The following is a 24,605-nucleotide window of genomic DNA, read 5'->3' on the forward strand; positions in this document are numbered from 1 at the left end:
AACCGGGAACATCATGGGTTGCCGACCTGTGGTGGTGCCGTGCCCCCGTGCGCTGAGGTAGCGCTTGGGTCGGATGCGAGGTGCCGGCATGGGAAGGGAAAGGGTGATGGGTGGCTTCCACAGGACCGCGGGAGGACGGGAGTTCGGGGTTACCGTTCGGTCCACCACTGGACGTACTCGGGCCTGATCCGGCCGCGATTGTGCCGGGGTACGCGCCGACTTCGTGGCGACCGGCCGATCCGGAGCCGATGATTCCGCCGCCACCCCCGCAGTTCCAGGCGCACAAGAGGATCGAGCCACAGAACACGGGTCGCAGCAGGATCGGCTTCGTCGTTCTGGGTTCGGTGGCAACGATCGTGGTCGGCGTGGCGGCGCTCACCTACGTCGTGGCAGGTCGAGACAGCGAGCCAGAGGAAGCCGTGCTCATCGCCGCCACAAGCCCGCCGACGACCAGGAAGACGGCTGGACCACTGCCCTGCGCCGACGAACAGCGCGGCAGCCTGACCATCGGCCGCGGTCCGGGTGACCACAACTCCGGTCCCGGCGCGATCCTCGGCTTCGAGTACGCGTTCTACAGCGACCGCGATGGTGAAAAGGCGCGGTCGTTTGTGGCGCCCGACGCCGACACCGTCGGTTCGGCCCCGAGCATTCAGCGCGGCATCGACGAGCACGTTCCGCGCGGAACCACCTACTGCGCCCAGATCAACCAGATCGGTCCGGACAACTACGAACTCGACCTCACCGAACGTCGCCCCGGCGGCACGTCGGCAGAAGACCTGCTCTACACCCAACTCATCACCACCGCGGTCCGCGACGGGCGAACGATGATCACGGCGATTGCCGTACGGGGACAGTGAGATTCGGCTCGACCCCCGAGACTGTCAGCCCGAGACCGCGCGCGGATCCGGGAGGTACATGCCGGCCTTACCGCGCACGGTGCTCCACATGGCGAATCCCAGCACGGGAGTGTTCTGAGCGATCATCATCTGACGGTTGCCCAGGTCGATGACGGCGGGCACCACGACAGTGCCGTAGCTCATGGCTTTATTGGTCACGGCGCCGAAACTGGCCGGGTGTACTCGGTCGGAGATCAACGCGGCGACAGCGCACGCGCTACCTTTCACCGCGAAGGCGCTGGGGCGACGGATCGAGCGGGCGAATTCGTCTACCTGCCGGGTGAATCCGGCAACCGTCGCGGGTGAGATCTCACCCGCGTGGCCGACACAGACGGCCAGTTCGATCGGGTTCAGCGAACTCTTGATCACCGCGCCGATACCGATCAGGGAAAGCACCGGACCGATCCAGTTCCGGCTCACCTGGAGGCCGCCCCTAGTCATGTGGTGAGCGACGGCCGCCAGATAAGCCTGCACCGCCGCACTCTCCGGTGGTGCGACCGGACCCGGCGGTTGCTGTGGCGCACCGTAATTCGGTTGCGGAGCACCGAATTGAGCAGGCGCCTGCTGGTACTGCGGTTGCTGCGGCGCAAGATGCGGCTGCCCGTACTGCTGCGGCGGGTACGGCTGCTGCGGATACCCCCACTGACCTCCCGGCCCACCCGGCATAGTCAATGCCCCTCCATCGCCGTCCCACATGAACACCGGACACTACCGCGCACCCGGATCACCCCACACACGAGCTCCATCTACGAGATCGATGTTCGTCGGCGGATAACGCAGTTGCGCGCTTCTGGCGGGAATTGCCCGTCGTTCATCGAGGAGCACAGTAGCTTTCTTGGCATGCCGACGGTTCGGACGTCGACTCGACTGCGGGCGAGGAGTTGTGACGGTGGCACTGGGTTCGCTTGACCTCGATGGGGCGTTTCGGGCCGCGATGGACAGTCTCGCTGTGCCCGACCGGATCGAGCCGATCGCGACCATCGATGCCGCGTTCGGGATCGAATTGTTCGAATCGCAGGTTGCCAGTCGGCATCTCGATCTGGCGGCTCGGCGGTTAGGGGCCGCTCGGCAGGGGTTCTACAGCATCGGGTCCTCGGGGCATGAGGGGAATGCGGCGGTGGCGGCGGCGGCGCGCGTCGATGATCCGGCGTTGTTGCACTATCGGTCGGCGGCCTTTTTCGTCCAGCGATGCAAACAGATTCCGGGGCTGGATCCGATTCGGGACGTGCTACTCGGGGTTGTGGCGGCGGCCGCTGATCCGATTTCCGGTGGTCGGCACAAGGTGATCGGGAGCGCGGCGGCGTCGATCATCCCGCAGACCTCGACCATCGCTTCACATCTGCCGCGTGCGGTGGGGTTGGCCTTCGCGCTGGATCGGGCCGCGAAACAAGGGGTTTCGTGTCCGTGGCCCGCTGACGCGGTGGTCGTGTGCAGTTTCGGTGATGCGTCGGCCAACCATTCGACGGCGGTCGGTGCGATCAATGCCGCCCTGCATGCCGCTCATCAGGGCGTGCCGATGCCGCTGGTGTTCGTCTGCGAGGACAACGGTCTCGGCATCAGCGTGCCGACCGCCCCGGACTGGATCGAACGTGCCTACGGCCCGCGCCCAGGGCTCACCTACCTCGCCGCCGACGGTTGCGACCTGCCCGACGTTCTCGGTGCCGCCGAAGACGCGGTGCACCTGGCGCGGACCTGGCGGATGCCGGTATTCCTGCACCTGCGCACGGTCCGACTCGGTGGGCACGCGGGATCCGATGTCGAGTCCGCCTATCGCGGTCGGTCCGATATCGCCGCCGACCTCGCCCGCGACCCCCTTCTCGGCTCCGCCCGCTATCTGATCGCGGCGGGTGCCGCCGACGCGGGCGATCTCCTCGAGCGCTACGAGCGGATCGGTGCGCGCGTGCGCGAGACCGCCGACGAGGTGGTTCACGAAGCGCGGCTCGATTCCGCCGCGGCCGTGATCGCGCCGCTCGCGCCGACTCATCCCACCGCGATCCGCGACGATGTCACCCGCCTCGGTCCGCCGATGCCCTCTCCACAGTCGGCGGCTGACGAACGGGCTCGTGAAGCGTCGCCCCGGCCTCCCGATTCCTCCGGGACAACCGACCTCCGGATGACGCTGGCGCAGGCGATCAATCACACCCTCGGTGAACTCCTCGCCAAGGATCCCGATGTCCTGGTATTCGGCGAAGACGTCGGACGCAAGGGCGGCGTCTACGGCGTCACGAAAGGACTCAGAAAGCGGTTCGGAGCGCGCCGGGTCTTCGACACCCTCCTCGACGAACAGTCCGTCCTCGGCACCGCGCTCGGTACCGGATTGGCCGGATTCATCCCGATCCCCGAGATCCAGTACCTGGCCTACGTACACAACGCGGCCGATCAGATCCGCGGCGAAGCGGCCACACTGCAGTTCTTCTCGAACGGGCAATACCGCAATCCGATGGTCCTGCGCATCGCCGGCCTCGCCTATCAAAAGGGCTTCGGCGGCCACTTCCACAACGACGATTCCCTGGCGGCGCTGCGCGATATCCCCGGCGTCGTCGTCGCGGTGCCCGCGCGCGCCGACGACGCGGCCGCGATGCTGCGCACCTGCGTGTCAGCGGCTCGAGTCGACGGCCGAGTATGCGTGTTCGTAGAGCCGATTGCGCTGTACCACACCAAAGATCTCCATCCCGGAGACGAAGCCTGGCTGGCCTCCCCCACCAGCGACCACATCCCGATCGGCAGTGCCCGCGCCTACGGCGAAGGCACCGACCTCACCATCGTCACCTTCGGCAACGGCGTCCCGATGAGTCTGCGCACGATGAATCGCCTTGCCGCCCAAGGAATTCACGCACGGGTGCTCGACCTCCGCTGGCTCAATCCCCTACCGGTCGCCGACCTGATCCACCACGCCGAAGCCACCGGAAAGGTGTTGGTCGCCGATGAAACCCGGAGCACCGGTGGAGTTTCCGAATCGGTCTACGCGGCGCTGATCGACTCGGGCTACCGTGGAGCGCTCGCCCGAGTCACCAGCGAGGACAGCTTCATCCCACTCGGTCCCGCCGCGGACACCGTGCTGCTGAGCGAGTCGGCGATCGAGACCGCCGCACGGCGTCTGCTACTGGGCTAGGTCGAGAACCGATACCGGCGCAGCGCCCCTGTAGGTCGCGGAAAAAACCCTACCGACATGCTCTGCGCTGGTCGGTAGGGCAGCACGTAGAGCGAACTCAGGCGAACTTGATCTCGAGGCCGATGCCGAGGATCGCGATGAACCAGACGACGCCGACGAAGATGGTGATGCGGTCGAGGTTCTTCTCGACGACGGTGGAGCCGGACAGGCTCGACTGCACGCCGCCACCGAAGAGGCTGGACAGGCCGCCGCCCTTGGCGCGGTGCAGCAGCACCAGCAGCACCAACAGCAAGCTGGTGATCACAAGGAGGATATCGAGGAACAGCGACATGACGTTCATCCTAGGTGGTGCGGGACCGACTGGTCTAACCAGGCTCGACGGCGACCAGGTGTGAGACCGTCTGGGGGCCCGCGGAGTACTCGACGACGGCCTGTTCTATCTCCCGATCACGGGCGGTCAGACGCACCTGATGCTGGTGCATGTGCTCGGCCCATGACCGCACGACGAAGGCTTCCACGAAACGGTCGACGGTGCCGACATCGCGGTAGAGCCGCCATTCCATCGCGCCCGTACGCTGCCGGGATCGCCCGACCAGCGCCATCGACTCGGTGAAGGCCGCGACGTCGCCGGGTGGCACGTCGTAGCCGCGCATCACCAGGACGGGGCCGTCCGCGGGTTCGGGCTCGACGACGAGTTGCGGCTCGGGCCAGTACGCCGCCGGGGAGAGGTCGATCTCCTCGACGTTGTGCCGGATCGGCCACCACAGGGTGCTCACGGCGCAGCATGCCAGCATCGCCGCCGCGATCAGCAGCGCCGTCACGGCACCGTAGGCACCGGCGACCAGGCCCCAGAGCAGCGACCCGATCGCCTGCCCACCCATGAACACCAGCATGTACACCGACAGACCGCGGGCGCGGACCCAGGCGGGCAGCAGCAACTGCATGGTCGAGTTCAGCGTCGACATCGCCAGCAGCCACGCCAGCCCGGCCCCGACCAGCAGGACGAGGACCAGCACCACGTTCTGGACCAGCGCGGCCGCAACCGCGCCGAGGCCGAACAGGACCGCGGCGAGCGCGAGTCGCTGGGTGGGGGTGAACAGGACCCGCAGGCGCGACAATCCGAGCGCGCCACACACCGCGCCGAGCCCGAGCGCGCCGAGCAGCAGACCGTAGCCGGACGACGACAGTCCGAGGCGGTCGTGCGCGATCACCGGCAGCAGCGACCACACCGCGCTGGCGGGGGCGATGAACAGGCTCGCACGGAACAGCACCCTCCTGATCGCGGGCGCGGCGCGGATGAACCGGGTGCCCGCCTGCAAGGCCGCGAGCGGCCGTTCACTGGGCAACGGGCTCGTTCGCGTCGGCCACTTCGACACCAGCAGCACCACGACGATGCCGATGAACGACACCGTGTTGAACCCGAACACCACGGTAGGCCCCGCTATCGACACGATCACCCCCGCGACCGCGGGTCCGACGGCTCGACCGATATTGACGCTCATACTGCCCAGCGCCGCCACCGACGTGATCTGGTCGCGCGGCACCAGCTCGGGCTGTATCGCCTGCCACGCGGGAGCCGTGAGCGCCTGCCCGCAACCGAGTAGGAACAGCAGGCTGAGCAGGACCGCGGGGGTGGTATGGCCGGTGGCCGTGAACACCGTGAGGGTGAGCGAGGCAAGGGCCATGCCCGCCTGCGCGCCGATCAGCAACCTGCGCCGGTCGACCAGGTCGGCCAGCACTCCGGACGGAATCGACAGCAACATCACCGGCAGGGTGAGGGCGGTCTGCACGAACGACACCAGCGCCGCCGCGTTCGGTTGATCCACGAGAATCCACTGCGCGCCGACCGTCTGCATCCAGGTGCCCAGATTGGACACGAGCTGCGCGATCCACAGCGCCCTGAACACCGGCGAACGCAACGGCGCCCAGGTCGAGATCCGCTCCGCCGCCACAGTGCCCACGCGTCGAGCATATCCCTGGCGACCACCGAGCCCCGGCACGCAGTCTCCGCCGCGACAACGGCGGGCTACCGACACCTCCTTCTGCGACGGATCACCCTGAACCACCAGATGCCTTGTGCTTCAAGCCGATATCCCTGCGATTCTTCGATGCGGTGTTACCTTCTGGCCGCCTTCGAGCGATCAGTACAGAGCTCCCGTGTCGTTCGGAGAGCCCGCACCACACGGAGGAAACCGCATGACTGTCCCACCCGGCCACCCGCAGCAGCCCTATGGCCAGCAACCGCCGTACGGCCAACCACCCGGCGGTGGTTACCCGCAGCAGGGTGGCTACCCGCAGCCGCCGCGCAAGAAGAAGGTGTGGCCGTGGGTGCTCGGTGGTGTCCTGGTGGTCCTGCTACTGATCGTCGGCGGTTGTGTCGCGCTCGTCGGCACCGTCGCCAATGAGATCGAGAACGAGGTCAGCCGGGAGGTCACCGTCTCCTATCAGGCCGGTGGCACCGGGACCTCGACGGTGACCTATTCCGACGGAAGTCTGGATGTCGCACAGGAATCCGATGTGACGCTGCCGTGGTCCAAGGAGGTCACGGTCACCGGGCTGGTGAAGTTCGTTTCGCTGAGCGTGCTCTCCGGGGCCGACGGCGGATCGGTCTCCTGCAAGATCACCGTCGGCGGCACAGTGATCGCCGAGGACCAGGCCAGCGGCCAATTCGCGAGCGCCATCTGCTCGGGCGACGCGGCCGGCTAGGTAACGAGTTCGCGAACCGCCCCGAACACCGCGCCGTGGCGTTCGGGGCGGTCCGTACCATCGGCTCCATGCGGATATCACCTCGTCCTCTGGCTGTTCTGCTCGCGCTGGTCGGCACCGTGGCGGCCGGGTGCGGGTCAGCCGACAAGGAACCGGTGGACGACACCGCCACGCCGACGGACCGCACCTACGTCTCCACCGAGGTCGTCGGCGACCAGATCCCGGGCGGCGGTCCGATGACGCTGACCTTCACCGACGGCCGGATCTCGGCGAACTCCGGCTGCAACTCCGCGGGCGGCACCGTCGACCTGAGCAACCACGTCGTGCACACCTCGCCGCTGGCGAGCACCCTGATGGCGTGCGCCGACGGCCGTGACGGCGCCGACGCCTGGCAGAACACCTTCCTGGAATCCGGCCCCACCTGGCGCCTCGACGGTGATCGGCTGACGCTGACGGGCAAGTCCGTCACCGTCCATCTCACCGACAAGAAGATCGTGAGCCCCGACAAGCCACTGACCGGTACCACCTGGGTGGTCACCACGATGCTCACCCCGGACGCGCAGATCCGCTCGACCACCCTCGACCAGGTGAGCCCGAATCTCACCATCGGTGACGGCGGCACCGTCAACGGCTTCGCGGGGTGCAATCGGATCACCGGAACCGCGGGCGTCGGCCCCGGCGACGCGGTGAACTTCGCCGTCGCCACCACCAGAATGATGTGCCCGCCGGAGGTGATGGAGGTCGAGCAGAACGTGCTGCGCGCGCTGGACGGCCGAACCACCGCCACCATCGACGCGGCCACTCTGACCTTGCGCAACGACAACGGCTACGGCCTCATCCTGCACGCGCAGTAGCCTCGCAGCGCACGACAAGCGAAGGGCCGGAAACCCAACACGTTTCCGGCCCTTCGGCGTTCAGAACCCGATCAGGGCAGCGGTCCGCCCGCGGCGATCGCCGACAGGGTGGCGAACTCGTCACCCTTGAGCGAGGCACCGCCGACCAGCGCGCCGTCGATATCGGGCTGACGGATCAGCTCGCCGATGTTCTTGGCGTTCACCGAGCCGCCGTAGAGCACGCGCACACCGGCGGCGATCTCCGGGGAGGCCAGCTTCTCCAGCTCGCCACGGATCGCGCCGCACACTTCCTGCGCGTCGCCCGCCGAGGCGACCTTGCCGGTGCCGATGGCCCAGACCGGCTCGTAGGCAATGACGACCTGCGAAATCTGTTCCGCCGTCAGACCTTTGAGCGAACCACGCAGCTGCTCGAGGTTGTACTCGACGTGCGTACCCGCCTCGCGGACGCCGAGACCCTCACCGATGCAGACGATCGGGGTGATCTCGTACTTCAGCGCCTGCTTGGCCTTGGCCAGTACAGTCGCGTCGTCCTCGTGGTGGTACTGACGACGCTCCGAGTGCCCGACCACCACGAAGGTGGCGCCCAGCTTCGCCAGCATCGCCGCGCTGATCTCACCGGTGTAGGCGCCGGAGTCGTGCGCCGAGACGTCCTGCGCGCCGTAGGTGATCAACAGTTTGTCGCCGTCGACGATCGACTGCACACTGCGCAGATCGGTGAACGGCGGAATCACCGTCACGTCGACCTTCGCGAAGTACTTCTCCGGCAGCGCGAACGCCACCTTCTGCACCAGGGAGATGGCCTCGAGGTGGTTGAGGTTCATCTTCCAGTTGCCAGCGATGAGCGGTTTCCGTGTTGCCATCGCTCAGCCCTCCAGCACCGAAATACCGGGCAGCTCTTTGCCTTCCAGGTATTCGAGAGAAGCGCCGCCACCGGTGGAGATGTGCGAGAAGCCGTCGTCGGGCAATCCGAGGGAGCGCACGGCGGCAGCCGAGTCCCCACCGCCGACCACGGTGAACGCACCCTTGGAGGTGGCGGTCACGATGGCTTCGGCGACGCCACGGGTACCCGCGGCGAACGCGTCGAACTCGAACACGCCCATCGGGCCGTTCCAGAACACCGTCTTGGCCTCGGTCAGCAGCGCGGAGAACCGCGACACCGACTCGGGGCCGATATCGAGGCCGAGCCAGCCGTCGGGGATCTCGGTCGAGGCGACGGTCTTCGTGTCGGCGTCGGCCGCGAACTTGTCCGCCACCACGATGTCGACCGGCAGGTGCAGCACGTCGCCGAAGCGCTCGAGCAGCGACTTGCAGGTGTCGATCATCTCGGTCTGCAGCAGCGAGCCGCCGACCGGAAGTCCTTGTGCGGCAAGGAAGGTGAAGCACATGCCGCCGCCGATCACCAGGGTGTCGACCTTGGGGGCCAGCGCCTCGATCACCGCGAGCTTGTCCGAAACCTTGGAGCCGCCGAGCACCACCGCGTACGGACGGGCCGGGTCCTCGGTGAGCTTGCGCAGCACCTCGACCTCGGCCGCGACCAGGGTGCCCGCGTAATGCGGCAGCACCTGTGCCACGTCGTAGACCGACGCCTGCTTGCGGTGCACCACGCCGAAACCGTCGGAGACGAACGCGCCGTCGTCGCCGACCAGCTCGACGAACGCCGCGGCCAGCTTGGCCCGCTCCGAGTCGTCCTTGCTGGTCTCGCGCGGGTCGAAGCGCACGTTCTCGAGCAGCAGCACGTCGCCGTCGGTGAGGCCTTCCGAGCGCGAGAGCGCGTCGTAGCCCACCACGTCACCGGCCAGCTGGACGTTGCGGCCCAGCAGCTCGGCCAGCTTCGCCGCCACGGGAGCGAGCGAGAACTTGGCCTCGGGCTCACCCTTGGGACGGCCCAGGTGCGCCATCACGACCACCTTGGCGCCGGCATCGACCAGCGCCTGGATCGTCGGCACCGAGGCGATGATGCGGCCCGGGTCGGTGATCTGGCCGTTGTCGTCGAGGGGAACATTCAGGTCGGAGCGCACGAGCACGCCCCGGCCCTCGACACCCTCGGTCAGGAGATCCTGCAGTGTCTGCACTGTCATCGCGATCAGAGCGACTTGCCGACGAGATCGACCAGGTTGGCCAGGCGGTTGGAGTAGCCCCACTCGTTGTCGTACCAGGAGACGACCTTGACCTGGTTGTCGATGACCTTGGTCAGCGGCGCGTCGTAGATCGACGAGTGCGGGTCGGTGACGATGTCGCTGGAGACGATCGGGTCCTCGTTGTACTTGAGGATGCCCTTCATCGGGCCCTCGGCGGCGGCCTTCATCGCGGCGTTGATCTCCTCGATGGTGGCGGGCTTGGCCAGGGTCGCGGTCAGGTCGGTGACCGAGCCCGTCGGGACCGGAACGCGCAGCGCGTAGCCGTCGAGCTTGCCCTGCAGCTCGGGCAGCACCAGGCCGATGGCCTTGGCGGCGCCGGTGCCGGTGGGCACGATGTTCAGGGCCGCGGCGCGGGCGCGACGCAGGTCCTTGTGCGGCGCGTCCTGCAGGTTCTGGTCCTGGGTGTAGGCGTGAATGGTGGTCATCAGACCGTTAACGATGCCGAACGAGTCGTTGAGCACCTTGGCGATCGGACCGAGGCAGTTCGTGGTGCAGGAGGCGTTGGAGATGATGTTCTGGCTGCCGTCGTACTTGTCGTCGTTGACGCCCATCACGATGGTGATGTCGTCGCCGGTGGCGGGCGCGGAGATGATGACCTTCTTGGCACCGGCGGACAGGTGACCCTTGGCCTTCTCGGCGGCGGTGAAGATGCCGGTCGACTCGACGACCACGTCGACGTTCAGGTCGGCCCACGGCAGCGCCGAGGGGCCTTCCTTGATCGCGAGCGCCTTGATGCGCTGCTCGCCGACCACGATGGTGTCGCCCTCGACGGAGACATCCTGCGGCAGACGACCCAGGATCGAGTCGTACTTCAGCAGGGTAGCGAGGGTGTTGATGTCGGTGAGGTCGTTGACCGCGACGATCTCGATATCGGTCTCGCCGACGGCCTTCAGCGCCTCCACCGCACGGAAGAAATTACGTCCGATACGACCGAAGCCGTTGATACCTACCCGGACAGTCACGTTATCGCTCCTCAGCTTTCAAGCGGATTCATTCCGACGGTAACCACAGTAGTAGCCGCGCCAGCCTTTCACGACAGCCACCTGTGAGTTGTGAGCTCCCCGGCCTCAGGCCTGCGGAGCCCCCAGAATAGAGGGCAGAGCGGTCATCGATGACCGCTCTGCCTTAATCGTCGGATTCGCCACACCTTTCGGCGTGCGGAGTCTGTCGATATTCCTATTACGCGTCGTCGAGCAGTTCCGCCGTCACCGCGGACTCGGTATCGGGGATGCCGAGGTCCTTGGCGCGACGGTCGGCCATCGACAGCAAGCGCCGGATCCGGCCGGCGACAGCGTCTTTGGTCATCGGCGGCTCGGCCAGCTGACCGAGCTCCTCGAGCGAGGCCTGCCGGTGCTGCACCCGCAGCCTGCCCGCCGCGGCGAGATGCTCGGGCACATCGTCGGCGAGGATCTCGAGCGCCCGTTCCACCCGAGCCGCCGCCGCGACGGCCGCACGCGCCGAACGACGCAGGTTCGCATCGTCGAAGTTGGCGAGCCGGTTGGCGGTGGCCCGCACCTCACGGCGCATCCGCCGTTCTTCCCAGGTGAGCCGGGTGTCCTGCGCGCCCATGCGGGTGAGCAGGGCGCCGATCGCCTCGCCGTCGCGCACCACGACCCGATCCGTGCCGCGCACCTCGCGCGCCTTCGCGGTGATGCCGAGCCTGCGCGCCGCGCCGACCAGCGCCAATGCCGCCTCCGGCCCGGGGCAGCTCACCTCGAGCGCCGAGGAACGACCCGGCTCGGTGAGCGAACCGTGCGCGAGAAACGCGCCACGCCATGCCGCTTCGGCGTCACCGATGCTGCCGCCGACCACCTGTGCGGGCAGCCCGCGAACGGGACGTCCGCGCACGTCGAGCAACCCGGTCTGGCGCGCCAGCGCCTCGCCTTCCTTCGACACCCGCACGACGTAGCGGGAGGTCTTACGCAACCCGCCCGCGCCGAGCACATGCACGTCGGAGCCGTATCCGTACAGCTCGAAAATCTCTCTGCGCAGTCGCCGGGCGATGGACCCCATGTCCACCTCGGCTTCCACGATCACCCTTCCCCCCACGATGTGCAGACCGCCCGCAAACCGCAGCAACGCCGACAGTTCCGCTTTGCGCGAGCTGACCTGCGATACCACGAGCCTGCTCAGCTCGTCCTTCACCTCGGCTGTCATCGCCACGAGACGCGCTCCTTTCCCACCGACCCGGAACGCACATCTGAGACACTGTGTCGTCCCTCGACTCGAAGCCCTGCCAGTTGCGACCGCGGCGACCGGATCAGCTGATCCAGTGCGGCGGCAAGTTTTCCGGGATGATGCCGATCCGTTCCCGGCTCGGCGACATCGCAGAACGTTACCCGTGCACGCAACTGTTCGGCGGCTCTTGCCACATGTTCCCGTTGCCGCCCCTCGGGCACCGACGCCGAGTCGACGAGCACATCGTCGACCGCGAAATCCGGTGCGTGCTGGGACAATACATGCAGATGACGTTCCGCGGAAAAGCCGGCGGTCTCGCCGGGCTCGGCCGCCAGATTCAGTACGAGCACTTTGCGTGCCTCGGTGCGTACCAGCGCCGCGTGCAATTGCGGCACGAGGACATGCGGAATGACGCTGGTGAACCACGAACCAGGTCCCAGCACAACAACATCCGCGTCTTCGATGGCCGCGGTCGCCTCGGGACTGGCAGGCGGATCGGACGGAATCAGCCGCACCCGCCGGACCTTACCCGGCGTGGTCGCCACCGCAACCTGACCGCGTACACACCGGCCGATCCGCGGATCCGACTCGAGGCCCGACACTTCGGCCTCGATGTCGAGCGGAATCGGCGACATCGGCAGCACCCGGCCGGTGATCCGCAGCAGGCGGCCCACCTCGTCGAGCGCGGCCACCGGGTCACCGAGGATGTCGGTGAGTCCGGCCAGGATCAGATTGCCCACCGAGTGCCCGGCGAGCGCGCCGGTGCCGCCGAAGCGGTGCTGCACCGTCGTGGTCCATACGTCGCCGGCGTCCTCGGACAGCGCCGCGAGGGCCATCCGCAGATCTCCCGGCGGGAGCATGCCCAGCTCGGCGCGTAGCCGACCGGACGACCCACCGTCGTCGGCGACGGTGACCACGGCGGTGATCCGCCGCGTCAGCCTTCGCACCGCTGTCAATGTCGCGTACAGCCCATGTCCACCGCCCAACGCGACAACGGCTGGGTCGGCTTCGGTTCCACTCATTCGCGCCCCAGATCCCGGTGCACGACGCGAACGACGTCCACCGCCGCGTGTCCGGTATCGGCGCCGATGCGCTCACCCAGTGCCTCGGCGATAGCGACACTGCGATGTTTGCCGCCGGTGCACCCCACTGCCACGGTCATGTATCGCTTCCCCTCTTGGCGGTATCCGGTCGTCGTCAAGTCGACCAGGTGTTTGCCGGTCTGCAGGTAGTCCCGCGCACCGGGCCTGGACAGCACGTAATCGCTGACCACCGACTCCTGTCCTGTGTGTTCCCGCAACTCCGGAATCCAATGCGGGTTGGGTAGGAATCGCACGTCCAACACCATGTCGGCGTCGAGGGGAACACCGTACTTGAAGCCGAATGATTGCACGGTCAGTTGCAGTGCGGCTGGCGCGCCCGCGCCGTATGCCTCCTCCAGCTTGCGGTGCAGCTGGTGGATCGACAGCTCGGTGGTGTCGATGACGAGGTCGGCGGCGCCCTTGACCGGGGCCAGCCTGGCTCGTTCGGCGGTGAGCCCGGCCGAGAGCGTCCCGTCGGGGCTGTCGCTCTGCAGCGGATGACGGCGTCGGGCGAAGCCGAATCGCCGGATCAGCACATCGTCGGACGCCTCGAGAAACAGCACTCTGGTGCGGATGCCCGCGCCGCGCAACTGCTCGGTGACGCCGGACAGCTCACCGGTGAAGAAGCGGCTGCGCACGTCCATGACCAGCGCGAGCCGACGGATCGGCGGGTCGGCGGCGGCGCCTAGTTCGATCATCCGCCCGATCAGTTCGGGCGGTAGGTTGTCGGTCACGTACCAGCCCAGGTCCTCCAGCACGCGCGCGGCAGTGCCGCGGCCCGCGCCGGACAAGCCGGTCACGATGACCACTTCTACTGGTTGCTGTGTGTCGGTGACCGTCCCGGATTGACCGGGTGCCGCCCCCGCATTGCTATTCGATTCGACGCGTGTCATGTCCTACCGGATCCGTTTCTGGGTGCCTTTCGATCATCCCGCACCGGTTCGGGTATCGGGCGCAGACACACAACGTACGGCACACGCAATCTTGCGTCCTGCGATCCCGCCCGTCGCGGTTACGGACTGTTGAGTGCCGCGAGCACTGCTTTCGCCGTCGATACTCCGATTCCGGGCACCGAGGTGATTTCCTCGACGGTCGCGTCCTTGATCCTGGCGACCGAGCCGAAGTGGGTGACCAGGGCCGTTCGCCTCGTCTCGCCGAGGCCCGGCACCGAGTCCAGTGCCGATGCCGTCATCCGACGGGAGCGTTTGCTGCGGTGGAAGGTGATGGCGAAACGGTGAGCCTCGTCGCGCACCCGTTGCAGCAGGAACAGCGCCTCGCTGTTGCGCGGCATGATCACCGGGTCGGCTTCGCCGGGCACCCATACCTCTTCGAGGCGTTTGGCCAGACCGATCACCGCCACGTCGGTGATACCGAGTTCATCGAGGACCTCGGCGGCGGCGGCGACCTGGGGTGCGCCGCCGTCGACGACGTAGAGGTTGGGCGGGTAGGCGAAGCGGCGCGGGCGGCCCGTGGTGGGGTCGATGCCGGGGCGTGAGGCGGGTTCGTCTACCTCGTCGGGTTCGATCTCGACGGGTTGTTCGCGGTCGCGGGCCAGGCGGGCGAAGCGGCGGCGGGTCACCTCGGCGATGCTGCCGACATCGTCGGAGCGGCCGTCGCCCGCGGCCTCCTTGATCGCGTAGTGGCGGTAGTCGGACTTGCGCGCCAGGCCGTCTTCGAAGACCACCAGCGAGGCGACCACGTCGGTGCCCTGCACATGGCTGATGTCGACGCATTCGATCCGCAACGGGGCGCTGTCGAGTTCGAGTGCGTCCTGAATATCTTGCAGCGCTTGCGATCTCGAGGTGAGGTCACCGGCGCGGCGGAGCTTGTGCTGGGCCAGTGCCTCGGCGGCGTTGCGCTGCACCGTCTCGGCGAGCGCCTTCTTGTCGCCGCGTTGCGGGATGCGCAGCGAGACCGCCGAGCCGCGCATCTCGCTGAGCCACTCGCCGATCTCCTCGGCGTCGGCGGGCAGTTCGGGCACCAGCACCTCACGCGGGACGACGATGGCCGCGTCGCCGTTCTGATCGGCCATGGCGGCCTGTTCGCCGTAGAACTGGGTGAGGAACTGTTCGACCAGGGCCGCCATCTCGGTTCCCGATTCCGCGACGTCGAGCGCGTCACCGGATTTGTCGACGACCCAGCCGCGCTGGCCGCGCACGCGTCCGTCGCGGACGTGGAAGATCTGGACCGCGGCTTCGAGTTCGTCGGTGGCGAAGGCGATCACATCGGCGTCGGTGCCGGTGCCGAGCACCACGGCCTGCTTCTCCAGCGCGCGGCGCAGCGCCTGCACGTCGTCACGCAGGCGGGCGGCGTTCTCGAAGTCGAGGTCTTCGGCGGCCTCGTGCATGCGGCGTTCGAGCGCGCGCACCATCTTGTCGGTCTTGCCGGAGAGGAAGTCGCAGAAGTCCTCGACGATCTGGCGGTGCTCGTCGGCGCTGACCCGGCCCACACAGGGCGCCGAGCACTTGTCGATGTAGCCGAGCAGGCAGGGGCGCCCGATCTGGTTGTGCCGCTTGAAGACTCCGTTGGAGCAGGTGCGCGCGGGGAACACCCGCAGCAGCAGATCGAGGGTCTCGCGGATCGCCCAGGCGTGGGCGTAGGGGCCGAAGTACCGCACGCCCTTCTTGCGTGCCCCGCGGTAGACGAACAGCCGCGGATACTCCTCGTTGAGGGTCACCGCGAGCACCGGGTAGGTCTTGTCGTCGCGGTAGCGCACATTGAACCGCGGATCGAATTCCTTGATCCAGTTGTACTCGAGCTGCAGCGCCTCCACCTCGGTGGACACCACCGTCCACTCGACGGCGGCCGCCGTGGTGACCATCTGCTTGGTACGCGGATGCAGCGAGTACACATCGGCGAAGTAGGAATTCAGCCGACTCCGCAGGCTCTTGGCCTTGCCGACATAGATGACCCGCCCGTGCACGTCCCGGAACTTGTACACACCGGGTTCGACGGGGATCGTGCCCGGCGCCGGCCGGTACGTCGCGGGATCTGCCACCCATCCAGCCTAGCGAGGGACTCCGACAGGTCCGCACCGCCGAGGTGCCGACTGGCGCGGGCGACCCTTGACCGACACCGAAACCGTTCTGGCACAATCCTTTCCGCGTCCGAAAACGCCACACGGACTCAGCCCTACCTGAGCGCGACGAAACCGTCCGACCGGCGGCTGGGAGATCAGGACGACGGCTATTGTGGTCGGCGGGTCGACGGCCTTGTGTGGGCTCGGCTCGATGGCGAGTCAGGCACCGCCCGAGTTTGCTCAGGATTGCTGACCAGCGGGGTCGGCGCAAACCTGCTCGCGAGGTCGCCGGGGTGAGCTGTGCGCCCGCCTGTGTAGCGTGAGTGCTCGGATTCTGTGCCCGAAAGGACGTCCGATGAGCAATGCCGCCGCCCTGTCACAAACCGGCGATGACCTGTACGACGACGAGGCGTCCCCGCAGGGAGCCATGCCGGGGACGGTGCGCGGGGCGCGGCTGATCGCCGCGGTAGCGACCGCTGTCGGTGTGGTGCTGATCGCGATCACGGTGGCGCTGGGCGGCTCGCTCGGCGCGCTGCTCGCCGGGTATCTGCCGTCCTTCGCCCTGATTCCGCTGGTGCTGTTGTTCCGGCAGGGTGGCGATCTGGTGCGCAAGGCGGCGATCGGGGTCGCGGTGCTGGCGTGCCTGGTGTCGTCGACGGGCATTCTCACCGGGCTGCCGCCGGGGGTGGTCGGCGTCGTCGCCAATGCCGCGGTCGCGGGGATGCTGCTTCGGCCCTCGGCCCGGGCCTGGTTCACCCGCGAACGCTGACCTGCGCCTCGCGCTGGTCAGCACGGCAGTGCGCGTCCGCGGGCGTCTCGACCGGGGCGTAGGAGTCGGTTGCCGGGCACGACTACCGACCGACGAGTCGCCCGCATACGGTCAGTCGGCAGTTCGGATGCCGTGTTCGGCGAGTGCGTCGATGAGGGCACGGGGGCGATCGATGGTGGGGACCGCGTCGACAAGGACGAAGCGGGCACCGAGGGAGGTGGCGCCGCCGTCGGCTTCGGCGCTGTCGCCGATCATGAGGACACGTTCGGGGTCGACGCCGAGGCGGTCGGTGGCGTCGCGGAAGATCTGGGCGTTCGGTTTGATGGCGCCTACTTCGTAGGACAGGGTCATCGCACCGATCAGGTCCGTCCAGCCGTGCTTCGCGAAGGCGGGGCGGATGTCGAAGGCGATATTGCTGACGATGCCGACCGGGATTCCCTGGGCGGCAAGCGATTTCAGGACAGTGCCGGTATCGGGGTACGGAGTCCAGGTGAGCGGGTCGATGAGGCGTTCGTAGAGGCGCGTCGCCTGGGTATCGGGCAGGCCGGATCCGCGCAGCACCTCCAGATAGGCGTGGCGGTGCAGGGCGGGGTCGAGATCGCGGTTGTCCCAGGCATGTTGGCCCGCGGCGTCGAAGGTCATGAACTGCTCGACCGGGGCCGTCATCCGCCGCAGCACTTCGGCTTTCGCCGCGATGTCGAAGGGTGTGCCGTCGTCGCCGACGAGCTCGTCGGCCCAGGTCCGGTCGTCTTCCAAACGAAAGACCGTGCCCGAGTAGTCGAAGAGCACCGCGTCGATATCCATATCAGCCAGGGTAGCCAGACGGCGAGTACGGCTCCGGCGGAAACCGGCCGGGGAGTCCAGGATTCGCGAACACGTCATCCGGGCGTCGAGATCACCGAGGAGGTCGGCGACCTGCGCCCCGGCGGAAAAAGCTCGAATGGTGTCGGACCGGCGCGTTACGCTGCCTCTATGACGCCAAGGCGACGGACGTGGATCGGGGCCACGACGGCCGCAGTGCTCGCGGTGGGGGTACTGGCCGGATGTTCGACAGATGAGAAGACGGCTGCCGAGTGTACGAGCACGCCCAACGGCACACCGGTGTCCGCGGCGCCCGCGACCGGTGCGGGTGCGCCGACCTCGCAGAACCTCAGCACCAACCCGGAGATCTCGTCGGGATACCGCTCGGACATGACGGCGGTCCGCACCAGCACCTACGCGGTGTCGACCGCCAATCCGGTTGCCACGGAGGCCGCGTGCAGGGTGCTGCGCGCGGGTGGCACCGCCGCCGACGCGCTGGTCACCGCACAGGCGGTGCTCGGGCTGGTCGAACCGCAGGCTTCCGGAATCGGCGGCGGCGCGTTCCTCGTCCACTACGACGCGAAGTCGCGCACGGTCGACACCTACGACGGCCGCGAGACCGCGCCCGCCGCGGCGACCGAGAACTATCTGCGCTGGGTCAGCGATACCGACCGCACCGAACCCGCGCCGAACACCCGCGCCAGCGGTCGCTCGATCGGTGTTCCCGGCGTGCTGCGGATGCTCGAACTCGCGCACCAGGAGCATGGGATGAGCGCCTGGAAGGAACTGTTCGATCCCGCGATCAGTTTGTCCGACAGCGGTTTCGAGATCAGTCCGCGGCTGGCCGGGCAGATCGCAGAGTCCGCCAAGGACCTGGCCGCCGACGAAGCCGCGCGCGGCTACTTCCTCGAGGCCGATGGTTCGCCCAAGAAGTCCGGCACCGTCCTCACCAATCCGGCGCTGGCGAAAACGCTGTCGACGATCGCGACCGACGGCGCGAAAGCCTTCTACAGTGGCGCCATCGCCCAGGACATCGTCGAGGCCGCGGGCAGCACGGCGGGTGGTCGCACCCCGAGCGCGCTGACCACGACCGACCTGGCGAATTACGAGGCCAAGAAGCGCACGGCACTGTGCACCGGGTACCGCAAGTACGAATTGTGCGGCATGCCCGCGCCGTCCTCCGGTGGCAGCACCGTCGCCGCGACGCTGGGCATCCTCGCCAACTTCGACCTCCCCGCGCTGCGTCCCCAGGAGCTCGACGCCAACGGCGGCCGCCCCGACGCGCAGGCCGTGCACCTGATCTCCGAGGCCGAGCGGCTGGCCTACGCCGACCGCAACAAGTACGTCGCCGACCCGGATTTCGTTCCGCTGCCGGGTAATTCGGCCCTCTCCCTGGTCCACCCGCAGTACCTCAAGGAGCGGTCGACGCTGATCGACCCGCAGCGCAGCATGGGGACCGCCAAGCCGGGCAACCTCGGCCCGGTCCCCCTCGGCAACGGCCCACAGCCGCCCGAACACGGCACCAGCCAGATCTCCGTCATCGACAAGTACGGCAACGCCGCCGCGATGACCACGACGGTCGAATCGGCGTTCGGGTCGTTCCATCTCGTCGACGGATTCGTCCTCAACAATCAGCTCACCGACTTCGCCGCCGACCCCGTCGACCCCGACGGCACCCCGGTGGCCAACCGCCTCCAGCCCAACAAGCGCCCGCGCAGTTCGATGGCTCCGACCCTGGTGTTCGATCGTGACGACAAGGGCGACCGTGGCGAACTGAAGCTCGTCACGGGTTCACCGGGCGGTTCGGTGATCATCCAGTTCGTCGTGAAAACGCTGGTCAACGTTCTGGATTGGGGTCTCGACCCGCAACAGGCGGTCTCCGGGGTGTCGTTCGGCGCGGGCAATACGCCGGTCACCGGCGTGGGCGGCGAGCACCCCGACATCGATGCCACCGACAACGGCGCCCACGATCCGCTGGTCGAGAAGCTACGGGCGATGGGCCATCAGGTCTCCGTGGCGCCGCAGTCCAGCGGACTCAGCGCCCTGCAACACAACGGCGAGGACGGCTGGATCGGCGGTGCGGATCCGCGCCGCGAGGGAGCGGTCCTCGGCGACACCCGCTGACGCGTCGGCCTGTGCGTCACCAGGTGGCGCACAGGCCGCTGTCGGCAGACAGCGGCCCCGGGTGACTACGGTCAGCGAAATTCAGTCCTGCGGAGCGTAGCGGGCGCCGAGTTCGCGGACGCGTTCGATGGCGTCGGCAGCGTGGGTCTTGTCGTTGGAACGGATCGCCAACATCGGGACATAATCGTCATCGGCCAGTTCGAGGCGGGCCCACGCCTTGCCGTCCGGGAAGGCCGCGCCGCGGATGTAGGCCCACGGGTACACCTGCTCGCCCAAGATGTTGCGTACCCCGACACCCTGGCTACCCACGCGCACTCGCGGCCGGGTCAGCATCAGTACCGCACCCGCACCGACCACGCCGATCAGGATCATCGCGACCTGATCGGCGACCCGGAAGTTCACCCCGGTCGACCCGGTGCGCAGCAGCACCCCACCCGCGGTGAACGCGACGAGGATGATGATCGCGACCACCACGGCGGTGCGGATCGCCCGGCGCGGACGCACCTCGAACTCCCAGCCCGAGTCGGGCTCGGGAGCACCGCGACGCCACGTCCGCACCACCGGCACGGTCACACCGATCGCAGCGCGCGCAACGTGAGCGCGGCATCGAGGGCAGCGGCACACGCCTGCTCGCCCTTGTCCTCCGACGAACCGGGCAGCCCGGCCCGATCGCGCGCCTGCTCCTCGTCGTTCGTGGTGAGCACGCCGTTGGTGACGGGAGTGGCCGCATCCAGCGACACCCGGGTCAGCCCGGCCGTCACCGCATCACAGACATACTCGAAATGCGGTGTGCCACCACGGATCACGACGCCGAGCGCCACGACAGCGTCATGGGTGCGCGCCAGCTCCTGCGCGACGACCGGCAGCTCCATCGCGCCGGCGCAACGCACCACGGTCACGTGTTCGACGCCGGCGTCCTTGGCCACCCGTTCGGCGTTCGCCACCAGGGTGTCGCAGATCTCGGTGTGCCAACGCGAGGCGACGATGCCGAGCTTGACGTCTTTGGCCTGCGCCAAGGCGAAGGACGGAACACCCGTGCCGCTCATCGTTACTGCCTTTCCGAAGTGGTGATCACTGCGCGGTTTCACCCAGGTCGAGATCGTCGAGGCCGACCAGGTCGTGGCCCATCCGATCGCGCTTGGTGCGCAGGTAGTGCAGGTTCTCGGCATTGGCGCGCAACGGCATCGCAACGCGCTCGGTGATCGCGAGGCCGTAGCCGTCGAGGCCGACTCGCTTGGCCGGATTGTTGGTGAGCAGTCGCATCGAGCGGATACCGAGATCGACCAGGATCTGCGCGCCGGTGCCGTAATCACGAGCGTCGGCGGGCAGGCCGAGATCGAGGTTGGCGTCGACGGTGTCGCGACCGGTGTCCTGCAGCTGGTAGGCCTGCAACTTGTGCATCAGACCGATGCCACGGCCCTCGTGCCCGCGCATGTAGAGCACGACGCCGCGCCCCTCCTGATCGACCATCTCGAGCGCCGCGTCCAGCTGCGGGCCGCAATCGCAGCGAAGCGAACCGAAGACGTCGCCGGTCAGGCACTCCGAGTGCACGCGCACCAGCACGTCCTCGCCGTCGCCGATGTCGCCGCGCACCAGCGCGACGTGCTCGGCGTCGTCGAAGATGCTCTGGTAGCCCACGGCCTTGAAGTCGCCGTGCGCGGTGGGGATCCGGGCCTCGGCCACCCGCACGACATGCTTCTCGTGCTTGCGCCGCCAGGCGATCATGTCGGCGATCGAGATCATCGCCAGGTTGTGCTCGTCGGCGAACACGCGCAGCTCGTCGGTACGGGCCATGTGCCCGTCGTCCTTCTGGCTGACGATCTCGCAGATCACGCCCGCGGGACGCAGTCCGGCCATCCGCGAGAGATCGACCGCGGCCTCGGTGTGGCCGGGCCTGCGCAGCACGCCGCCGTCCTTGGCGCGCAGCGGCACCACGTGGCCAGGGCGGGTGAATTCGTCGGCCTTGGCCTCGGCGCTGGCCAGCAAGCGCATGGTGACGGCCCGGTCGGCGCCGGAGATGCCGGTGGTGATGCCCTCGCGCGCGTCCACCGAGACGGTGTAGGCGGTGCCGTGCTTGTCCTGGTTCATCGCGTACGCGGGCGGCAGGCCGAGGCGGTCGCAGTCGTCGGCGGTCAGCGGCACGCAGATGTAGCCGGAGGTGTAGCGGATCATGAACGCGACCAGCTCCGGGGTGGCCTTCTCGGCCGCGAAGATGAGATCGCCTTCGTTCTCCCGGTCCTCGTCGTCGATGACGACAACAGCCTTGCCGGCCGCGATATCGGCGACCGCGCGCTCGATGCTGTCCAACCTGGTCACGTCTGCTTGCTCCGTATATTTGGCGGCCGGGGCCGCGGGTTTCTCGGCCCGGTGGGCCTCGATCTTCCCTCCCGGCGGGCACTCCTTCGTCGCACCCTCTGGTCAGTCCAGATCGAGGCGGCCGAGAAACTGCCCTGGGATGGCAATGACTTCCTACATTACGACGGTGGCGACGGGGTGTTCTGTGAGGCCCGGCGCAGATCGGTGTCAGCCTCGTTGGGCGAGGCGTTCTACGTACTTCGCGATGACGTCCACCTCGAGGTTGACGGTGGCGCCGACGGGGGCGGTACCGAGGACGGTCAGTGCGAGGGTGGTCGGGATCAGCGAGACCTCGAACCAATCACGGCTTCCGTCGGCACCGGGTTCGTCGTCGATGCCGAGACCCGAGACGGTGAGGGAGACGCCGTCGACCGTGATCGAGCCCTTCTCCACCACATAGCGCGCGATGGAATCCGGCAGCGAGATCCGCACGATCTCCCAGTTCTCCGACGGGCTGCGGCGCAGCACCGTGCCGGTGCCGTCGACGTGGCCCTGCACGAGGTGCCCGCCGAGGCGACTGTTCAGCGCGGCCGCGCGCTCGAGGTTGACCGGCGATCCGGTGACGAGGCCGCCGATGCTCGAACGCTTCAACGTCTCGTCCATGACATCGACGGTGAAGCTGTCGCCGTCGACCACGTCGACCACGGTGAGGCAGACGCCGTTGACGGCGATCGAATCGCCGTGTCCGGCATCGGAAGTCACCAGCTTGCCGCGGATCGTCAACCGGGCGGCGTCGGTCAGCGCTTCGGTGGCCACGACCTCGCCGAGCTCCTCGACGATCCCTGTGAACATGCCTGAACTCCCTTGTCGCGTCATCCGTACCCGTTGGGCCCAACAGCAGGCGGGTGGCCGCTATTCCCACGCGACCGCCCAGCTCGTCGCACAGCCTAGTAGCGCGGCCGGTGAGCCCGGGTCGGGGGCCGAACCCGACCGTGGGCAGCACTCGGCCACCGGAACCGATCGACAGGGCATCGTTTCGGCGGCGAAGGTGTATCGACATGACGTGACACCGCCGTTAATCATCCCGGCGGTTGTCGTTCAATCCAATTTTCAGCGAACCGGTCCCCCGCATTCATCGGGCGGCCTTAATCTGGGAATACCCAGCCATCACGAACTGGAAACACGGTGAGTGGAATGCTTGCGCCCCCCGCACCATTGACGCAATATTGTTACGTCATTGATTCCTGCTGTTCAACCAGATGTCGGGGCCTGGAACTGCGGGTTCTTCCCGACATCATCGCTCGGAGCGCCGCTGCCACCGAGTGTTCGCCCCAGGGATAGTCCACCACTCCAGGAAGACAACACTGTGGGTTACAACAGGTTCGCGATATGTGGGGGTGCCGCATGAGCACATTGATCGATTCGACGCTGGAAATGCGCTGCGTGCGTTATCGGCGCGAGTTGCATCTACCGGCCAAGATAGATTTCGATTCCCGCCGCATTCTGCTCCAGATCGGCGCGCACTACGGCGCGGTGACCATGCCCGGCGACTTGGGCGAGCGAGTGCAGGCCAAGCTGCGCGAGGCCGCTATCGCGGGTCCGGTCGTCGATCACCCCCGTGCCCGGCGTTGGACGTTCCTCACCGGCCCGTGCCGACCCGACTCTCTCACCGCGACCGCCTCGGCCGAACTGTTCCGCCTCTACGCGACCGTCGCCTGCGCGGGCAGCCAGATCGTGCTGCCCTCCCCCGACGACGAGCGCACCGGCTATCGCACCTGGGTGCAGGAACCCGAATCCGGCGACCATCGGCCGCCGGTGCAGGCCGTCATCGACGCGGCGCGAGCGCTGGGCACCCGCAAACTCCGCGCCCTGTAGCTAGGGCAGCCAGACCGCCGCTGCGAGGTTGCGCAGCGTCTGCACAGCGGCACCCGGATCGGCGGTGTTGTAGACCGCCGATCCGGCCACGAAGCAATCGATACCGGCCGCGGCGGCCTGCTCGATGGTGTCGTCGTTGATGCCGCCGTCGATTTCGACGACCAGGTGCAGCTCACCCGAGTCCACCAGGTTGCGCACGATCCGCGCCTTCTCCAGCACGCCGGGAATGAACGACTGCCCGCCGAATCCGGGTTCCACGCTCATCACCAGCAGGGTGTCGAACTCGCGCAGGATTTCCAGGTACGGCTCGATCGGGGTGTTCGGCTTCACCGACAGCCCGGCCCGGCCGCCCGCGGCGCGGATATCGCGCGCCACCGCGATCGGATCATCGGTGGCCTCGGCGTGGATGGTGACGTTGTAGGCGCCCGCCTCGGCGTAGCTCGGCGCCCAGCGGCCCGGATCATCGATCATCAGGTGGCAGTCGAACGGGATATCGGTGGCCTTCAGCAGGCTCTGCACGATCGGCAGACCCAGTGTGAGGTTCGGCACGAAGTGACCGTCCATGACGTCGACGTGGAGCCAATCGCATCCTTCGACAGCCGCGGCCTCGGCTGCCAGGTTCGCGAAGTCCGCGGACAGGATTGACGGGGCGATCATCGGCTTGGACGGACGAGAGAACGTCGGAGTGGACACAGCGCGCCAGTGTAGCGACGGCGATGGTGATTGCCCTGCCGGGATATGGGTAGCCTTCTGAGG

The 24,605-nt window shown here is 67.7% G+C and carries 23 protein-coding genes; 7 read left to right on the top strand and 16 right to left on the bottom strand.

The window, feature by feature from the left end; genetic code table 11:
- Nucleotides 1–110: 110 nt before the first annotated feature.
- Nucleotides 111–857 (top strand): DUF8176 domain-containing protein, encoded by a 747-nt coding sequence (locus OHS03_RS16700; protein ID WP_328663858.1) that lies wholly within the window; start codon nt 111–113, stop codon nt 855–857.
- 24 nt (nt 858–881) lie between these two features.
- Here the strand turns inward: OHS03_RS16700 and OHS03_RS16705 are convergent, their stop codons facing one another.
- Nucleotides 882–1,568 carry a hypothetical protein gene (locus OHS03_RS16705; RefSeq protein ID WP_328663860.1) on the bottom strand — a complete coding sequence of 229 codons (687 nt, stop codon included), beginning with the start codon at nt 1,566–1,568 and terminating at the stop codon, nt 882–884.
- A gap of 262 nt (nt 1,569–1,830) precedes the next feature.
- On the opposite strand from OHS03_RS16705, the gene OHS03_RS16710 reads away from it, so the two are divergent.
- Nucleotides 1,831–4,008 (top strand): thiamine pyrophosphate-dependent enzyme, encoded by a 2,178-nt coding sequence (locus OHS03_RS16710; protein ID WP_328664265.1) that lies wholly within the window; start codon nt 1,831–1,833, stop codon nt 4,006–4,008.
- A 97-nt stretch (nt 4,009–4,105) separates the two neighbouring features.
- Here OHS03_RS16710 and secG read toward each other — a convergent pair whose 3' ends face one another.
- On the bottom strand, nt 4,106–4,339 hold the full coding sequence (gene secG, locus OHS03_RS16715; protein WP_056815392.1) for a preprotein translocase subunit SecG: 234 nt from the start codon (nt 4,337–4,339) through the stop codon (nt 4,106–4,108).
- A 34-nt stretch (nt 4,340–4,373) separates the two neighbouring features.
- A complete protein-coding gene (locus OHS03_RS16720) occupies nt 4,374–5,969 on the bottom strand; it encodes an MFS transporter (protein WP_056810461.1) in 1,596 nt (531 codons plus the stop codon).
- A 235-nt stretch (nt 5,970–6,204) separates the two neighbouring features.
- Here OHS03_RS16720 and OHS03_RS16725 point away from each other — a divergent pair, with 235 nt between their 5' ends.
- Together OHS03_RS16725 and OHS03_RS16730 are read left to right on the top strand one after the other, a co-directional pair.
- Nucleotides 6,205–6,714: an MmpS family transport accessory protein gene (locus OHS03_RS16725; protein WP_328663861.1), complete on the top strand. Its 510-nt coding sequence runs from the start codon at nt 6,205–6,207 to the stop codon at nt 6,712–6,714.
- Nucleotides 6,715–6,782: 68 nt separating this feature from the next.
- Nucleotides 6,783–7,568 (top strand): META domain-containing protein, encoded by a 786-nt coding sequence (locus OHS03_RS16730; RefSeq protein ID WP_328663864.1) that lies wholly within the window; start codon nt 6,783–6,785, stop codon nt 7,566–7,568.
- Nucleotides 7,569–7,639: 71 nt separating this feature from the next.
- Here OHS03_RS16730 and tpiA read toward each other — a convergent pair whose 3' ends face one another.
- From tpiA to uvrC, 7 genes are all read right to left on the bottom strand, one after another.
- Nucleotides 7,640–8,428: a triose-phosphate isomerase gene (gene tpiA, locus OHS03_RS16735; RefSeq protein ID WP_062983072.1), complete on the bottom strand. Its 789-nt coding sequence runs from the start codon at nt 8,426–8,428 to the stop codon at nt 7,640–7,642.
- 3 nt (nt 8,429–8,431) lie between these two features.
- A complete protein-coding gene (locus OHS03_RS16740) occupies nt 8,432–9,646 on the bottom strand; it encodes a phosphoglycerate kinase (RefSeq protein WP_328663865.1) in 1,215 nt (404 codons plus the stop codon).
- A gap of 5 nt (nt 9,647–9,651) precedes the next feature.
- The gene (gene gap, locus OHS03_RS16745) at nt 9,652–10,668 is read right to left on the bottom strand and encodes a type I glyceraldehyde-3-phosphate dehydrogenase (protein WP_056810475.1); all 1,017 of its coding nucleotides are present in this window, start codon (nt 10,666–10,668) and stop codon (nt 9,652–9,654) included.
- Nucleotides 10,669–10,885: 217 nt separating this feature from the next.
- A complete protein-coding gene (gene whiA / locus OHS03_RS16750; protein ID WP_056810477.1) occupies nt 10,886–11,869 on the bottom strand; it encodes a DNA-binding protein WhiA in 984 nt (327 codons plus the stop codon).
- Nucleotides 11,860–12,906, bottom strand: a complete 1,047-nt coding sequence (locus OHS03_RS16755; RefSeq protein ID WP_056810479.1) for a gluconeogenesis factor YvcK family protein — start codon at nt 12,904–12,906, stop codon at nt 11,860–11,862. Before OHS03_RS16755 ends, whiA begins: the two co-directional genes overlap by 10 nt.
- Nucleotides 12,903–13,859, bottom strand: coding sequence for an RNase adapter RapZ (rapZ, locus tag OHS03_RS16760; RefSeq protein ID WP_328663867.1), 957 nt, complete (start codon nt 13,857–13,859; stop codon nt 12,903–12,905). Before rapZ ends, OHS03_RS16755 begins: the two co-directional genes overlap by 4 nt.
- A 119-nt stretch (nt 13,860–13,978) precedes the next feature.
- Nucleotides 13,979–15,964 (bottom strand): excinuclease ABC subunit UvrC, encoded by a 1,986-nt coding sequence (gene uvrC / locus OHS03_RS16765; RefSeq protein WP_056810486.1) that lies wholly within the window; start codon nt 15,962–15,964, stop codon nt 13,979–13,981.
- Nucleotides 15,965–16,340: 376 nt separating this feature from the next.
- Between uvrC and OHS03_RS16770 the strand changes: the two genes are divergently transcribed.
- Nucleotides 16,341–16,754 (top strand): hypothetical protein, encoded by a 414-nt coding sequence (locus OHS03_RS16770; protein ID WP_328663868.1) that lies wholly within the window; start codon nt 16,341–16,343, stop codon nt 16,752–16,754.
- Between the two features lie 111 nt (nt 16,755–16,865).
- Here the strand turns inward: OHS03_RS16770 and OHS03_RS16775 are convergent, their stop codons facing one another.
- The gene (locus OHS03_RS16775; protein ID WP_328663870.1) at nt 16,866–17,558 is read right to left on the bottom strand and encodes an HAD family hydrolase; all 693 of its coding nucleotides are present in this window, start codon (nt 17,556–17,558) and stop codon (nt 16,866–16,868) included.
- Nucleotides 17,559–17,726: 168 nt separating this feature from the next.
- On the opposite strand from OHS03_RS16775, the gene ggt reads away from it, so the two are divergent.
- A complete protein-coding gene (gene ggt / locus OHS03_RS16780) occupies nt 17,727–19,679 on the top strand; it encodes a gamma-glutamyltransferase (protein ID WP_328663872.1) in 1,953 nt (650 codons plus the stop codon).
- 81 nt (nt 19,680–19,760) lie between these two features.
- On the opposite strand, the gene OHS03_RS16785 is transcribed toward ggt, so the two are convergent.
- From OHS03_RS16785 to OHS03_RS16800, 4 genes are all read right to left on the bottom strand, one after another.
- Complete coding sequence (locus OHS03_RS16785; protein WP_371852118.1) at nt 19,761–20,246, bottom strand: PH domain-containing protein; 486 nt, start codon at nt 20,244–20,246, stop codon at nt 19,761–19,763.
- Between the two features lie 2 nt (nt 20,247–20,248).
- Nucleotides 20,249–20,725 (bottom strand): 6,7-dimethyl-8-ribityllumazine synthase, encoded by a 477-nt coding sequence (gene ribH / locus OHS03_RS16790; RefSeq protein WP_194824598.1) that lies wholly within the window; start codon nt 20,723–20,725, stop codon nt 20,249–20,251.
- A gap of 25 nt (nt 20,726–20,750) precedes the next feature.
- Nucleotides 20,751–21,995: a bifunctional 3,4-dihydroxy-2-butanone-4-phosphate synthase/GTP cyclohydrolase II gene (locus OHS03_RS16795; RefSeq protein WP_056810501.1), complete on the bottom strand. Its 1,245-nt coding sequence runs from the start codon at nt 21,993–21,995 to the stop codon at nt 20,751–20,753.
- Between the two features lie 207 nt (nt 21,996–22,202).
- Entirely contained in the window at nt 22,203–22,826 is a 624-nt protein-coding gene (locus OHS03_RS16800; protein WP_062983060.1) for a riboflavin synthase, read from the bottom strand.
- Between the two features lie 552 nt (nt 22,827–23,378).
- On the opposite strand from OHS03_RS16800, the gene OHS03_RS16805 reads away from it, so the two are divergent.
- On the top strand, nt 23,379–23,849 hold the full coding sequence (locus tag OHS03_RS16805; protein ID WP_056810506.1) for a hypothetical protein: 471 nt from the start codon (nt 23,379–23,381) through the stop codon (nt 23,847–23,849).
- Here the strand turns inward: OHS03_RS16805 and rpe are convergent, their stop codons facing one another.
- The gene (gene rpe / locus OHS03_RS16810) at nt 23,850–24,506 is read right to left on the bottom strand and encodes a ribulose-phosphate 3-epimerase (protein ID WP_056810509.1); all 657 of its coding nucleotides are present in this window, start codon (nt 24,504–24,506) and stop codon (nt 23,850–23,852) included.
- Nucleotides 24,507–24,605: the final 99 nt, after the last annotated feature.

The organism is Nocardia salmonicida (assembly GCF_036142455.1).
Lineage (GTDB): Bacteria > Actinomycetota > Actinomycetes > Mycobacteriales > Mycobacteriaceae > Nocardia > Nocardia salmonicida.